11 protein-coding genes and 1 pseudogene are annotated in these 14525 nt (G+C 33.2%); 7 read left to right on the top strand and 5 right to left on the bottom strand.

From position 1 onward, the window contains the following. Window positions 1-18 precede the first annotated feature (18 nt). From BLW23_RS10910 to BLW23_RS10900, 3 genes are all read right to left on the bottom strand, one after another. Window positions 19-1689: a hydantoinase B/oxoprolinase family protein gene (locus tag BLW23_RS10910; protein ID WP_093669736.1), complete on the bottom strand. Its 1671-nt coding sequence runs from the start codon at window positions 1687-1689 to the stop codon at window positions 19-21. Next, entirely contained in the window at window positions 1689-3755 is a 2067-nt protein-coding gene (locus BLW23_RS10905; RefSeq protein WP_093669734.1) for a hydantoinase/oxoprolinase family protein, read from the bottom strand. The genes BLW23_RS10910 and BLW23_RS10905 overlap by 1 nt, the downstream gene beginning before the upstream one ends. A gap of 214 nt (window positions 3756-3969) precedes the next feature. Continuing rightward, on the bottom strand, window positions 3970-6318 hold the full coding sequence (locus BLW23_RS10900) for a TonB-dependent receptor (RefSeq protein ID WP_143032149.1): 2349 nt from the start codon (window positions 6316-6318) through the stop codon (window positions 3970-3972). Window positions 6319-6432: 114 nt separating this feature from the next. Here BLW23_RS10900 and BLW23_RS10895 point away from each other — a divergent pair, with 114 nt between their 5' ends. Continuing rightward, window positions 6433-7665, top strand: a complete 1233-nt coding sequence (locus tag BLW23_RS10895; RefSeq protein WP_093669730.1) for a hypothetical protein — start codon at window positions 6433-6435, stop codon at window positions 7663-7665. Here the strand turns inward: BLW23_RS10895 and BLW23_RS10890 are convergent, their stop codons facing one another. Further along, window positions 7666-8697: a helix-turn-helix transcriptional regulator gene (locus tag BLW23_RS10890; RefSeq protein ID WP_093669728.1), complete on the bottom strand. Its 1032-nt coding sequence runs from the start codon at window positions 8695-8697 to the stop codon at window positions 7666-7668. 1 nt (window position 8698) lies between these two features. Further along, window positions 8699-9313, bottom strand: coding sequence for an HD domain-containing protein (locus BLW23_RS10885; RefSeq protein ID WP_143032148.1), 615 nt, complete (start codon window positions 9311-9313; stop codon window positions 8699-8701). Between the two features lie 95 nt (window positions 9314-9408). Between BLW23_RS10885 and BLW23_RS10880 the strand changes: the two genes are divergently transcribed. The 6 genes and pseudogenes from BLW23_RS10880 (at window position 9409) to BLW23_RS10850 (ending at window position 14524) form a co-directional block, all read left to right on the top strand. Then, window positions 9409-10329: a sterol desaturase family protein gene (locus BLW23_RS10880; RefSeq protein WP_093669724.1), complete on the top strand. Its 921-nt coding sequence runs from the start codon at window positions 9409-9411 to the stop codon at window positions 10327-10329. Window positions 10330-10467: 138 nt separating this feature from the next. Further along, window positions 10468-10764, top strand: coding sequence for a hypothetical protein (locus tag BLW23_RS10875; RefSeq protein ID WP_218134046.1), 297 nt, complete (start codon window positions 10468-10470; stop codon window positions 10762-10764). Window positions 10765-10959: 195 nt separating this feature from the next. Beyond that, window positions 10960-12339, top strand: coding sequence for an RtcB family protein (locus tag BLW23_RS10870; RefSeq protein WP_093669722.1), 1380 nt, complete (start codon window positions 10960-10962; stop codon window positions 12337-12339). Further along, complete coding sequence (locus BLW23_RS10865) at window positions 12299-12709, top strand: hypothetical protein (RefSeq protein ID WP_093669720.1); 411 nt, start codon at window positions 12299-12301, stop codon at window positions 12707-12709. Before BLW23_RS10870 ends, BLW23_RS10865 begins: the two co-directional genes overlap by 41 nt. A 14-nt stretch (window positions 12710-12723) precedes the next feature. Continuing rightward, window positions 12724-13488 (top strand): annotated as a pseudogene (locus tag BLW23_RS10855) (DNA polymerase beta superfamily protein). Beyond that, window positions 13469-14524, top strand: coding sequence for a nucleotidyltransferase domain-containing protein (locus BLW23_RS10850; protein WP_093669714.1), 1056 nt, complete (start codon window positions 13469-13471; stop codon window positions 14522-14524). The pseudogene BLW23_RS10855 and the gene BLW23_RS10850 overlap by 20 nt, the downstream one beginning before the upstream one ends. Window position 14525 lies beyond the last annotated feature (1 nt).

The raw sequence follows: 14525 nt of genomic DNA, 5'->3' as shown, positions 1-14525 counted from the left end.
TTAGTAAGAGTGTTTTATTTAAACGAGACCGATATTGTAGTACTCGTTAGCTTGCTCCTCTTTGATATATCCGTTTTTGATGTCTAATAAAACCTGATCAACAGATCGTTTTTTCGGATCTCCATATCCTCCGCCAGTTGCGGTGGCGCATCTAACAATATCACCCTTTTCTAGTTTTATGTTTGTTCCAAGGCTATAACGTTCTTTAGTGCCATCTTTACGAATAATCATGAAATAATTATAAGAGCCATCTTCACCTGAATTCATTCCCCATGTTTTGGTTTTTTCTCCATGGAAAGCCCCAGTAACATGAGCTTCTTCAGCAGTAATTTTATAATCGATGTATTGACCATTACCTCCCTGAAATTCTCCATACCCGCCACCTTCGTTATGAAAAGCATATTGTTCTACTTGAATACCGTAACGCATTTCTCTGATTTCAATAGGAATGTTGTACGATTCACCGCTTCCGCAGGATAATTGACCACGATTACCGTCATGAGTAGCAGAAGCTCCCCAACCCCCAGCAAGTGGCTCCGCTTGTATGAAAAATTCATTGGTGTCGGGGTGAATTCCTGAAATAAACGTTGCGCATACCGATCGTAAATGGCCCGCAGGTAATTTGTTAGGAATTAAAGGAGCTAGTATTTTCCATACCAAATCAATGGCCGTAATTAAAACTTCATAATAAACAGAAACGGCAGATGGTGCTTCGGCACTAACTATGGTGCCAGAATCACATAGAACTTTCATTGGTCGAAACGCACCACCATTAGCATCCATTCTTGGAGTGGTAATGGCTTTAAATAGGCTTCGACACCCCGTAACTAAACCGCTATACGCTAAATTTGTAGCTCCCTTAACTTGAGGGTGTGAACCATTAAAATCAGCTATAAACTCGGTGTCGGTTACGGTTATTTTTGCTTTTATAGGAAAAGGTCCCTCTCCAAAACCATTGTCTTCAATTTCTGTGATACCTTCATAAACTCCATTTGGAATTTCTTTCAGTGCTTCAATGCACATACGTTCACCATAATCTAAAAAGTCTTCTTTGGCTTTTATGAAAGTTCCAAAACCATATTTTTCAATAATTGAAAGAACTCTTTTAGCTCCTACCTCGGCAGCAGCAATACCAGCAAATAAGTCACCTAAAGTGCTATCTGGAAGTCGAACGTTTGCTCTGATTACGTCGAGAATTGCTTTATTAAGAATTCCTTTCGATTTTATTTTTATAAAAGGAAAATGCAATCCTTCCTGATAAATTTCTGTTGCTACCGTTGATACGGAGCCAGGGAAAGTTCCTCCTAACTCGGTCCAATGCGCTTTATTTACAGTAAATGCTACGAGCTCGTTATTATAAAAAACAGGGTATACTACAGATACATCTGATAAATGCGTTCCTCCACCAGCGTAAGGAGTATTGGCAATAATAACATCTCCTTCTTCCAAACTATTAGAATCCTTGAATTTTTCTAGGGTTGCTTTTACTACAGAATCAAGTGCTGCTAAAAATGCAGTGACTCCATTTCCTTGGGCTAAAAGCTCTCCTTTAGCATCAGTAATTCCAACTGCATAATCTAAAGATTCATAAATTATGGGACTCATACTGGTTCTTTGCAATGTTTGAAACATTTCATCTCCAGCTGCAACCAGTGTGTCTTGTATAATCTCTAACGTGAATTTTTCCATTAGATTTTTGTTTTTAAGGTTAATAGGATGTTTCCATAAATATCAATTGATACATTGTATAAAGGAGATACTACGGTGGTAGTTGCTTTTTCAGCGATGATAGCAGGACCTTCTATTAACATTTCGGGTTCCAGTGAATCTCTATGGTAAAAAGAAGTTTGATGTTTACCAAGATCATCAAAATCTACCTCACGAGTATCAAATATGGCCTCTTCAATACTTTTTCCTAAAATCTGTTTCTTTGGGAAATCTGGTTTTTCAACTTCAACTTCTGCTACCAAATGAAAGTTTACCAATTCTACCGTGGTATCTAACTCAAATGAGTAATGTTTTTTATGTTCTTTATGAAAATTATTAATGATGGACTCTAAAGGAGTTTCATTATTAAAGTTATTTAATAATACTTTTACATAGTGTTCTTGACCAGCATATCTTAAATCTACATAGTATGTAAATTTTGTTTCTTCAGATTTGTAATTGTCGTTCTTAAAATTCTCAATAGCCTCATTTTTCATTTCCGAAAAAATGTTCATAATAAGAGGCTTTTGCATTTCAGATATGGTCAATACATTGGTTCGAATATAATCTCTTCTAATATCAGACATTAACATTCCGAAGGCAGAGAAAACCCCAGCATTATTTGGAACGATGACTTCTGAAATTTGAAGTTCTCTAGCCAAATCAGCACCGTGCATAGCACCACCACCACCAATTACCATTAAAGAAAAATCTCTTGGATCATAGCCTTTATTTACTGAAATAAGTTTTAAAGCATTGACCATATTGGCATTGGCAATTCGAAGAATTCCTTTTGCTATTTCAGAGGTAGTTGCGTTCAATGATTGTGACAATTCTTCAGCCGCTTTTTCTATACTTTCATAATCAGGATTCATGTCTCCTCCAAGAAAGTAGTTTGGATGAATTCTTCCAGTGATAATATTGGCATCGGTAGTTGTTAATTTAGATCCACCTCTTCCGTAAGCAGCTGGGCCGGGCATTGCACCAGCACTTTTAGGACCAACATGCATTTTACCACCTTGATCAACCCAAGCTATACTTCCACCTCCGTTTCCAATTTCTACAATATCAATAACGGGAGTTTGAATTGGATATCCTGCTTCCGTTCGAGAATGCTCTATTTTATAGTTAGTGGTAATTTTTACTTGACCATTTTCTACTAAAGCGCATTTTGCTGTTGTTCCGCCAATATCTAAAACGATGAGGTCTTTTTTGTTGATAACTTTACCTAAAGCAATAGCTCCAAAAATACCGCTGGCAGGACCAGATTCAACCATTGTAATAGGATTCGATTTTACATCGTTAATGGTTGTAATTCCACCATTAGATTGCATTATGTATGGCGCATCTTTTAATCCTTTATCATGTAGTTTTTCTTCTAAATTATTTAAATATCTTTTTGCAATAGGTAGTACATATCCCGACAAAACAGTAGTGCTAGTTCTCTCATATTCTCTCCATTCTCTTGTAACCTGATGAGAGCTTATAAGTTCAATAGACGAATTGAGAGTTTTAAGCTCTTGCAATATTTGTATTTCATGAGCTGGATTTTTGTAAGCATGAAGCAAGCATATTGCAATAGCTTTTACATTTTCTTTTTCACAAAACCGAATAATTTCTTTTAGGTTTTGAGTGTTTAACTTTATGTCAACTTCTCCTTTATAAGTCATTCTTTCCTCCACTTCAAATCGCAAATACCTAGGAACGAACGGAGGTTGTTTAACGAAGTTGAAATTGAATAAATCGGGACGGTTACATCGAGCTATTTCTAATACATCTCTAAATCCTTTTGTAGTTATTAACGCGGTTTTTACACCTTTTTTTTCCGTAAGTGCGTTAATAACTACAGTCGTTCCATGGGCAAAGAAATTTACAGCGGTAAGGTTAATATTTCCTTTGCGTATCGTGTCCAGTATTCCTTGTTCGAAATTTGATGGTGTAGTGTCTGATTTCGCCACTTTTACCCCCTTAGGTTTTCCTGTTTTTTCGTCGAATTCAAGACATACAAGATCTGTAAAAGTCCCTCCAATATCTGTTGCAACTCTCATTGTGTTTTTTTTATGTGATTGATAAAAAAGCCACTAAAGCATGTTTAGTGGCTTGGCCTTCTAACTAAACTAATGTTTAATTCAAATGATTAGAAATGAAACCCTCGTAGAGGGGTTTTGTAACCCAGTGTCATGTCTCAATAAAATGTAGTGCACATAATAGTTCAACCTGGTTTTAATGTTATAAATACTCTTGATTTGTTTGAATGGAAATCTAAAATTTATAGGATAGTTCTACCCCATAAGTAGCTGGATTTCCCAACCATATAAGATCTTGTCCTGGCCCTCCAATAGATTGACTAGAGTAGAATTCTTGAGCATATTTTTCATCGAGGATATTAGCTCCCCATAGAGTAATGTCTAAATTTTTATTGAAGCTAGCTCCAAATCTTAGGTCTAATAAATTGTAGCGAGGACTCTTTAAATCTGGTAATTCCTCGTGCCAAAGAATTTCTCCTGTTCCCTTTAAATTAAGAATACCTCTTAGGCTAACTGATTCTGAAACAGGTACATTTGATTGTAATGAAATATTAAAACTATCTTGTGGAACAAATGGTGTTCTAACACCATTGAAAGGAGTTCTATCGGTATCACCTGCGCTACCAGCTTCCTTAATACTAGCGTCTACAGCTCCGTAACTTGCAATAATATCTAAATATTTTGACGCTCTTAACTTCATGTCAACCTCAAACCCTTTAATATTACTACGATTGTAGTTATAGTTCCCTAGTATAATGTTTGGCGGAGCCAACTGTAAACCGTATTGTTGTTGATTGTTCAAGCTAGTATAGAAAGCTGCTATGTTTAAGATAAAACGATTATTCCACCAGCTACTTTTAAAACCAAGTTCATAGTTATCACTTGTTTCAGCTTGATATTCTCTGTCGAAAATAGTTGTTTTTTGAGCATTGAACCCTCCAACACGATATCCTCTTCCGTAATTGGCAAATAATAATACATCTTTATAAGGAGCGTATGAAATAGAGAATTTAGGTTGTACTTCACTATCGTTTTTCGAATCTTCTGAACCTAAAGCAGGATTTACCTGTTCTATTTGATCGTTGTCGTAACGAAGACCGAATGAAAGTGTTACTTTATCTGAAAGCTTGTAGTCTAAGAATCCAAATAATGCAATTGTGTTATAGGTATTGGTAAAATCGGAAACTCCTAAATCACTGAATGTTCCTGTTGGAGCAAATGGTGGAGCAAAGAACCCGAAATCTGCTTGAGCAAGAGTTCTTAAATAACGCTCATTTCTTTGATAAAATGCTCCTAAGTCCCATGAGATTTTAGAACTAGTATCTTTTGAACTTAATCTAAATTCTTGATTAAATACTTCGGAATTGCTGTCTTGATCTTGTAATAAGATTGGAGCAGCTGAATGATCTAAGTCACCAGATCCGTTTCTTTCTGCTTTGTTGTAAGAAGTTACAGACTGAAGTTTCATATTTTCAAAATCATATTCCAGCTTGGCAAAGGCGAATAAATTCTTTAGGAAAGCCTTACCTAAAACATCAGATGTGGCAACTACATCGTCGATTTCGTTAGGATCGACAGTTGATGCTCCATTAGCTGGAATATGATAGTATAATCCCCCTCCGTTTATATTGTTATATTGTCCACTTAGTGTAATTTTAAAATCGTCGGTTACATTAAAATACAGTTGTCCTCTGGCGCTGTAATCATCAAAGTAATCAGGAACAGTTTCGTTGGTAATGTTGTAGAAAAGTCCGTCAGATTTTTTATAGCTTCCGGATACTCTATAGTATACTTTATCTTTTACAATAGGACCAGAAAAAGCACCCTGACCTTTAATGGTGTTTCCAGAAGCGTATCCAATATTTACTTTGTTTCTAAAAGAATTCGTAGGCTTTTTTGTTACAATGTTAATTGCTCCAGCAATGGCGTTTTTTCCGTATAAGGCTCCTTGAGGTCCTTTTACAACTTCCACCATGGCTAAGTCGAATAACTCTTGATTTAGTAAGTTTGAATCGGGTACAGTTACTCCGTCAATGACAAATGAAATAGGAGCTTCTCCATTTCTTATTTGTGGAATACCCCTTACAGTAACAAAGTTGACTCCTACATTTTGAGAAGTATTGAAATTAACATTCGGAACCTGAGCTGAGAATGATTGTAGATTTGTAATACCCGCATTTTCAATTTCCGTAGCAGTCATGGTAACTACAGATTCAGGAATGCTTTGAATGGATTCAGCTCTACGTCGAGCTTGTCCAACAACGCCTGCAAATCCTTCAACGACTATTTCGTTTAAGAAGGAAGTATCTTCTTTTAGTATGACATTAATTTTTTTCTTTCCTTGAATGGCAATTTCTTTCGTTTCATATCCTAAAAAGGAAAAAACCAAGGTAGCATTTTGTTTCACTGTAATGGTATAATTTCCATTAAAATCGGAAACAACTCCGTTGGTGGTGCCTTTCTCAATAATATTAACACTAGGTAAAGACTCAATATCTGAGCTTACATTTCCTGCAATGGTAATATTTTGAGCAACAATGGTTAAAGGAATGAAGAACGCTAATAGGATTAGGAATCTTTTCATCGTTATTTGTTTTAGTGATTTCGATTCTAAAAGTATACGATTTTGTTTTCCTAATAATTTATTCCGAATATTTATTGTTATATTAGTAATTCCAGTTTTAAATTTTGGAAACAAATGGAAAAATACTCAAACACTGACTCAAATGAAACTTTAGTACTGACGAAGTATGTATTTACTGAATTACTAAATCAGGTTATTGACAAGTTTAAGGAAGATCATAAGGTTCAGGAGACTTATAAAGATTCTCAGCTTTATGGATTCGGGAATTACAATTCGAATTTGCCAAGCATTAAAAGTGAATTGGAACTATTATTAAAAGGCTATGTAAATGGGAAGTATTTGTATAATAAATCCAGAGAGGTATCAACAGGCAAACCTGTGGTTAAAATAAGTAGAGAGTATAAGTTTTTGTTTTTTAATTATTTAGATTGTAAGGATGTATTTGAGTTTCTAGAAAAAAGAATTAAGCTACATGACGAAAGAGAAAAACAGTTACAATTGCTTCATAGCTCTGTTTCGAATGAAGATTATTACTATGTATGTTATTATTATGGTGAGGATAAAAGAATGACGAAAGGTCAAATTATTATCTACAATAACTGGAAAACTTTTGAACTGATTTTTGTGTATCAAAATAGAAATGGACTTCCTATTTATTATAATTTGTTCGGAAATATTAAACAAGAAAGTAGTTTTGTACATTTTGATGCCAAGTTTTTCACTAAGCGAGGAAAAATTGAGGGAGCTAATTTTATTTTTTATGTTGGAAAGTCAAACGTAAATGAGCGACCTATTTTGATAGGAACCTATTCTTCATTTGATAAATATGATCATAGTGTGGCCGGAAATATGATTATGGTTCGAAAGGATAGTAGAGAGGCGATGGAAGAGGAGGCTAATTCATTTTATTTTGACCCAGTGTTTTCGCAGGAGTTGGTTAAGGAACGTTATGTGGCTTTGAGTCATGTTCCAAAACAACTTTCAAGATTGTCGTCAAAAAGCCCATATGCAAGCATATTCGGAAAGATTCCGAACAACTATAAAGCAATATTCAGTATCGATAATGAAAAACATGAATTGAGTTTTCTTGTAGAAGAGTTTCATTATAACATCCGTAGCAGAACTGAAAATGTAGTTGTAGAGAATGATCGTTTGTCACTTGAAAATAAAGGACAGATTTTAGAACTTCATTTTTCCTTAGTTGGAATCTTTTATATTCAAAAGGTATCTATCTATATGAAAGTTTATAATTTATTTCAAACAAGTGAAGTGATTGGTCGTTTTACAGGAGTAGATATTAATAACAATATTGTTTCAGGAGATGTTCAATTAACTGTGTTGCCTTAATTATTCTGAAGAATCGTCGATTTCATCATTTTTTGTTTGGTAACGTCTTATTGCTCTATTAAGTTTCTGCTGAATTCTGGTTCTCAATCTTTCTGGTTTTTGAACTTCTATAGAATCGCCAAAACCAAGAATTAAACGTTCTAATTCATAGTTAGGTTGTACCAAAATATTAAAAATAGCACCGTTCTCTGTTCTTTTAATTAATCTTTGAGAATTATGAAAGGGTTTAGTGATAATGTAAGGTGTATTTTCTCTATCCACAAAAAACTGAATACGTTGAGGCCTTGAATTGGTAACACTTACTCCAACAATGTTTTTGTAGTATTCATCACCATTAATATTATAATCTTTATATATAATTTCATCCTTGGTAACTATATTTTGAATTCTGTCTAGAGCGAGTGTGATTGCTTTATCTTTTATAAAGCCAAGAACAAACCATCTATTGTTAAACTCTTTTAAAAGTTGAGGATGAATAATCATTTCAGAAGCTTCTCTTGCTTTAAAAGACTTGTAAATAATTGTAATTACTTTTTTTTGTTGGATAGCCTCATAAATAGGATCGATAAACTCTAAACCTTTTAAATTTTCATTTTTATCTAAATGAATAATAGCTCGTTTTGTATCCTGAGATGCGTATACTGAATCTTCCAAACGTTGTAAAACACCATCCATTTCCTTGAATAGTGAAAAGTCTTTGAACTGCCTTAAAACAGCAATAGCTTCATTCATTACTTTTACATCAGTTTCGGTAACAGGAATGTTTTTAATACTATAATTTTCCTCAGAATAGCGATAAAATTTACGTTCATAAACTTCAATAGGAGCGTTGTACCCTAGTTTATCACTTCGCATGTGTTGAATGTCAAGTTGAACGGTTCTTTTACTTACATATACATCTTTTCCTTCGTATTCGTACAAAGCATCAGAACAAGCATCAATTAGATCATCAAGAGTCCATCGTCGCATAGTATTTCGTATACATTGATCGATGGTTTTATAGCGAATTAAAGCATTTTTATTTGAGGCCATGTTAAAAGGTTTTTAATTCATTAGCAAGATTTTCTCTAGCCTGTTTTTCATAGAGATCTTTAAAAAGAACTGTGCTGTAAATGTTTTCTTTAGCTAAGAAATGCTCCAAAACTTTTTTTCTTCCTTTTTTATAAAGTATAGAAGGAATAAGTCCATACTCCTTTCTTATTTTTTTGGTGTAACCAGCGTAAATTTCTTTTGATTGACCTAGTATAGAAAGATCAAAGTCAATCATAAATTTGGCATCCGAAGATTCTGCCTGATGCGTTTTTGTAGCTAAAATTTGATTTTTAATTTCCTTATAAAAATGATCGGGTAAATGAATTTTTTGCAATTCTTTTAAAGCGAATTCAGCACTCTTTTCTTCGTTATCCTTTTTCCAAATATCATAGATGATATCATGATAAAATATAGAAAAGGAAACTATGTCAGGTGAACTTAGTTGTGCTTTGTATAACTCATGATATTTAAAGAGCTCCTGAAGATGATTTAAGTTATGATAGGCTCTGTCTTTTTTACTGTAAAACTGATGTATTGGACTCCATAGATCTTCGATAATATTTTCTGAGGCATCATAGCTTGCCATTAATGATTGATAACGTTCCTGTAGTTTCAAACTAAACAAATTTTAACATCGAAAATAATAAAATTGGGTAGAAAAATAAAATAATACAATTAGCTTTGTTTTTAACCAATCTTAATTAAAATAAAATGAACGAATTACTACTTAAAGTATACCAAGATCTTGAAGGTTCTTTGGGAATACTTTTGCTAATCATGGTTGCTATTGAATGGATTTCTTTGATAGTAATCCAAAAACTTGAAAGTAATAAAGAAGGTTTTGTGAATCTCCTTTCCTTTATTATTGACTCTATACCATATTTCTTTTTAGGAAGAATCTTCATTTTCGGAACTATGGTGTGGTGTTATGAATATAAACTATTTACTGTAGGGTATGAATGGTATATATGGATAGCATGTTTCTTACTATATGATTTGATGTTTTATGTATTTCATTACCTCGGACATCGAGTACGGCTATTTTGGTGCATTCATGGCGTACATCATACGGCTAAAGAAATGAAACTTACCGTTGCCGTAAGAGGTTCTTTTTTAGGTATTCTTTGGACTCCACTTAATTTTATATGGCTACCGCTTTTGGGATTTGATCCGTTTATGGTATTTATTGTACATACCATTGGGAGATTTTATGGAGTATACGAGCATGTTAATGAAAGCTTTGTTGGAAAACAGCGTTGGCTCGAATGGCTTTTAATAACTCCTTCGGTGCATAGAGCTCATCATTCAAGTGATCATGAATATCTCGATCGAAACTATGGGGAAACATTTTCTATTTGGGATCATCTCTTTGGAACTTTTCAATCTGAATTTACAGACAAGAAAATGGAGTACGGCATTATGGATGATACTATTGATGGCGAAAACTTTTGGCAAATTCAAACTATTTTATGGCGAGAACTTTGGAGAGATATTGTAAAGGCTCCAACCTTTCTTGATAAATTAAAATACATTTTTAAACCTCCAGGATGGAATCATATTGATGGAGGTAAATTAGCGGAGTCTTTTCGAGAGGAAGCTTTGAGAGAGAGGAAATTTCAACTAACCAAGTAAAAAAAGAGCATTATGCTCTTTTTTTATGTGATTAGGTCAATATTAATTTTAAGTATATATTTGCTTCATTAATAAGACCTTTTACTCAATACATATTGAATAGTCTTTGAATTTATGTTTAATTTAAATACTATGATTATGAATTGGAAAATTCAAAAGCTATTAAATGGAGAAACTATTGTCTCTAAAGAACCAGGTAACTCAATGTTACCTATATTAAAATCCAAACAACCTGTAAAGTTGAAACCAGTAACTTGGCAAGATTGTGAAACAGGTGATATTGTTTTTTGTAAGGTTAGAGGAAATTGTTTTACTCATTTAGTAAAAGGCAAAAATGAAAAACGGGGATTGCTTATAGGCAATAATCGTGGACATCTAAACGGATGGACAAAAAATGTATATGGTAAAGTAATTGAAATTTTACCTTGTAAGTAGTGCTGTCAAGCACTTTTTTTATGCGATAAACTTTCCTGAAAAAATAAAATTAATAAAAAATATATTTAATACGCAAAATCATTGCGTAATTACATCTAACATTTGCAATGTGATTGTTAAAAATCATGTCGTCCAAGTGGGAAAAATGCTATAAAAAGAAAAGTAAAATAGAGTTTAAATTTAAAATTTAGAAAAATGAAAATTAATGGGAAAATGCTAATCGAAATGGGATTTAAGCCAGGAAAATGGATTCCTGAAGCTATTGAGTATGTGAATTCAAATGAGTTCAATGAAGAACAAATTTTACAATATCTAGAACAATTTCGTCCAACTCCTGAAATAGAGTTACTTGAAAACCCTGCTAATTTTTCAATAAATATAAAGGCAGAGAATGGGTTGGAGGAAGATAATGTGAGTAAAGTTGTTAAAACAATGAAAACCCTTATGAAAACCCCTACACTAGTTGGAGGGGCAATTATGCCGGATTCTTGTCCTACGGGGTCAGAAGGTACAATTCCAGTTGGAGGGGTAGTAGTTGCTAAAAATGCAATTCACCCAGGAATGCATAGTGCTGATATCTGTTGTTCGGTGATGTTAACGGACTTTGGAAATACCAATCCTGAAGATGTTTTAAACGCAGCACATAGTATTACACATTTTGGACCTGGAGGACGTTCAAGAGAGAATCAATTTAGATTTCCTATGGATTTATTGGAAGAAATTGAGGCGAATCCTTTTTTGAATACTCAAAAATGTATTTCTGCTGCGAGAAGTCATTTAGGAACCCAAGGAGATGGAAATCATTTTTTATTTGTGGGGAAATCAAAGAAAACAGGAAATACAATGATGGTTACACATCATGGGAGTAGAGGTTTTGGGGCAAATTTGTATTCGAGAGGAATGCATATTGCAGAACAATTTAGAAAAGAGTTGTCTCCACAAACATTGAAACAAAATGCATGGATTCCATTTGATACTGAAGAAGGAAAAAATTATTGGGAAGCATTACAAATTATAAGGAAATGGACAAAATTGAATCATGAGGTTTTACATGATGCAACTTTGGAAAAGCTAGGAATTGAAAAAGAAAATAGATTCTGGAATGAACATAATTTTGTCTTTAAAGATGGTGATTTATTCTATCATGCAAAAGGAGCAACTCCTTTGAATCCTAAATTTATGCCTGATATTACTGGACCTAGATTAATTCCTTTGAATATGAGTGAACCAGTATTGATTGTTGAAGGAGAATCAACGGCATCAAATTTAGGTTTTGCTCCTCATGGAGCTGGAAGAAATGTAAGTAGAACGCAACATAGAAAAAGTAAAACAGGAACCTTTGAAGAAATTTTCGAAGAAGAAACACAAGGTTTAGATGTAAGATTCTTTTCAAAAGAGATTGATATTACGGAACTACCTTCAGCATATAAAAATGCCGAAACTGTTAGAAATCAAATGGAAGAGTTTGGTTTAGGAAAGGTAATTGATGAGGTAATGCCTTATGGATGTATTATGGCGGGAGATTGGCAAAAGAATGCTCCTTGGAGAAATAAAAGAAGAAAAAATAGAAATTAAAATGAAATTATGTTGTAAAAATTGTAATGATTTATTGACACCTAAAGTACTGTTGAAATCGGAAATAGATGAACTTAGTTACATTGATGAGGAAGAGTTGTTACAAGAAGGTAAGTTTATAGAAGCTTCTAAAGTTGAATATAATTTTGGTATTCCAATCGAGTATCTAATTAATTCAAAAAGCATAATACTTAAAAATCATTCGGAATCAATCAGACTTCAAGGATGTTGTGGTCCGAGTGAATTTGATAAATTGAATCAAGTATGTGTAAATTGTAATAACGAGATAGGGGTTCTAATTGCAGATTGTTGGACTTCTAAATTTATAGGAGTTAATATGAGTAAAGTTTCGTTAAAGCGATTATGGTAACTTAAATTGATATTATGAAAAATAGAATCTTAGAAAAATTAAGGCAATTAGAAAAAGAAAAAAATATTGAAATACTATTTGCAGTAGAATCAGGAAGTAGAGCTTGGGGCTTTGCTTCTCCTGATTCCGATTACGACATACGTTTTGTTTACAAGCATAAAAAAGATTGGTATCTCAACCTGTGGGAACAAAAAGATACCATTGAATTTATGACAGAAGATGATTTGGATGGTTCTGGTTAGGATGTAAAAAAAGCATTGCAATTATTAGCTAAATCAAACGCTTCTTTTTTAGGGTGGTTGTTTTCTCCAATGGTCTATTATGCAAATGAAAAGTTTTTAAAGGAAATTCAAACACTTGCTCATGCCAGTTTTAATCCAGTTTCTGGATTTTATCATTATCATAGTATGAATAGGGGCTTTGAAGAAAAGCTTGGAACAAATGAAATGACCATCAAGAGTTATTTCTATGCCATTCGTACTGCGCTGTGCGCAAACTGGATTGCTAAAAAAAGAACAATTCCTCCAGTTGAATTCAAGGAGCTTTATCCATTAATTGAAGTCAAATATCAGAAAAAATTAGACGAACTAATTTTACTGAAGAGTTCCAGCGAGGAGAAGAGCAATGTGAGCGTTGATGAGGATTTATTGGAATTGGTAAAGGATATTACAATCGAGAACAATTCATTAAAAGAGGGCTTAGAAAATATCAAACCTAATAAAGAGTTGTTTAATCAATTATTTTTAAAAATTGTAAAAGATGACAATAAAGGAACTTAAAGAATCGGGGAGTATAATTTTCGAATGTATTAGCGGAAGTAGGGCGTATGGATTACAAACACCTACTTCCGATACTGATATAAAAGGAGTCTTTATTTTACCTAAAGATCAATTTTATTCTTTAGAATATGTTGGTCAGGTAAATAATGAAACGAACGATATTGTTTACTATGAACTCAAAAAGTTTATCGAATTGTGTGCAAAAAATAATCCAAACATATTAGAAATGTTAAATACTCCTGAGGATTGTATTTTGTATAAGCACCCTTTGTATGATGAAATAGAACAAAGGTGTTTTTTATCTAAACTCTGTAAAAATACATTTGCGAATTATGCTTTTACACAAATAAAAAAAGCAAGAGGATTGAATAAAAAGATTGTGAATCCAATGGAAAAGGAAAGGAAGACAGTATTGGATTTTTGTGTGGTTCGAGATGAAAAAGAGTCTATTCATTTAAAAGACTTCCTGCAAAATCATGATTTAAATAATGAGTATTGTGGTTTAGCAAAGATTCCAAATATGAAAAACTGTTATAATTTATTTTACAATGAAAGGCTTGGCTATAGAGGAATTGCAAGAGAACAAGCAAATGAGGTTTCTGTAAGCAATATTCCTAGAGAAGAACAACCGATAGGACTTCTATATTTTAATTTGGAAGGATATTCTTCTTACTGTAAAAAGTATAAAGAATATTGGTTATGGGTTAAAAATAGAAATCAAGATCGTTATCAGAATAACATATCGCATGCAAAAAATTATGATTCTAAGAACATGATGCATACGATCAGGTTGTTACATATGGCAGAAGAAATAGGTCGAGATGGTGAAATAAAGGTTCGAAGAAATGATCGAGATTATCTGTTGGCAATAAAACAAGGGAAATTTGATTATGACTTTTTGGTAGATAAAGCCGAAAGTATTAAAAATAAACTTGAAGTTTTATATCAGGATTCGGAACTTCCTGAAAAACCAGATGTCGTTTTCATAAATAGACTTTTGGTTGCGTTAAGGAGTAAATTTTATAATTTGGTATAAA

The organism is Tenacibaculum sp. MAR_2009_124, assembly GCF_900105455.1.
GTDB lineage: Bacteria > Bacteroidota > Bacteroidia > Flavobacteriales > Flavobacteriaceae > Polaribacter.
Note: the sequence above shows the minus strand (reverse complement) of the source record. Positions and strands in the feature narration are given on the sequence as shown.

Bases quoted from the DNA above. Each gene is read 5' to 3' on its own strand.
- BLW23_RS10895 (WP_093669730.1), top strand. From the start codon at position 6,433: ATGGAAAAATACTCAAACACTGACTCAAATGAAACTTTAGTACTGACG.
- BLW23_RS10890 (WP_093669728.1), bottom strand. From the start codon at position 8,697: ATGGCCTCAAATAAAAATGCTTTAATTCGCTATAAAACCATCGATCAA.
- BLW23_RS10880 (WP_093669724.1), top strand. From the start codon at position 9,409: ATGAACGAATTACTACTTAAAGTATACCAAGATCTTGAAGGTTCTTTG.
- BLW23_RS10910 (WP_093669736.1), bottom strand. From the start codon at position 1,689: ATGGAAAAATTCACGTTAGAGATTATACAAGACACACTGGTTGCAGCT.
- BLW23_RS10870 (WP_093669722.1), top strand. From the start codon at position 10,960: ATGAAAATTAATGGGAAAATGCTAATCGAAATGGGATTTAAGCCAGGA.
- BLW23_RS10875 (WP_218134046.1), top strand. From the start codon at position 10,468: ATGAATTGGAAAATTCAAAAGCTATTAAATGGAGAAACTATTGTCTCT.
- BLW23_RS10850 (WP_093669714.1), top strand. From the start codon at position 13,469: ATGACAATAAAGGAACTTAAAGAATCGGGGAGTATAATTTTCGAATGT.
- BLW23_RS10865 (WP_093669720.1), top strand. From the start codon at position 12,299: ATGCTCCTTGGAGAAATAAAAGAAGAAAAAATAGAAATTAAAATGAAA.
- BLW23_RS10905 (WP_093669734.1), bottom strand. From the start codon at position 3,755: ATGAGAGTTGCAACAGATATTGGAGGGACTTTTACAGATCTTGTATGT.
- BLW23_RS10900 (WP_143032149.1), bottom strand. From the start codon at position 6,318: ATGAAAAGATTCCTAATCCTATTAGCGTTCTTCATTCCTTTAACCATT.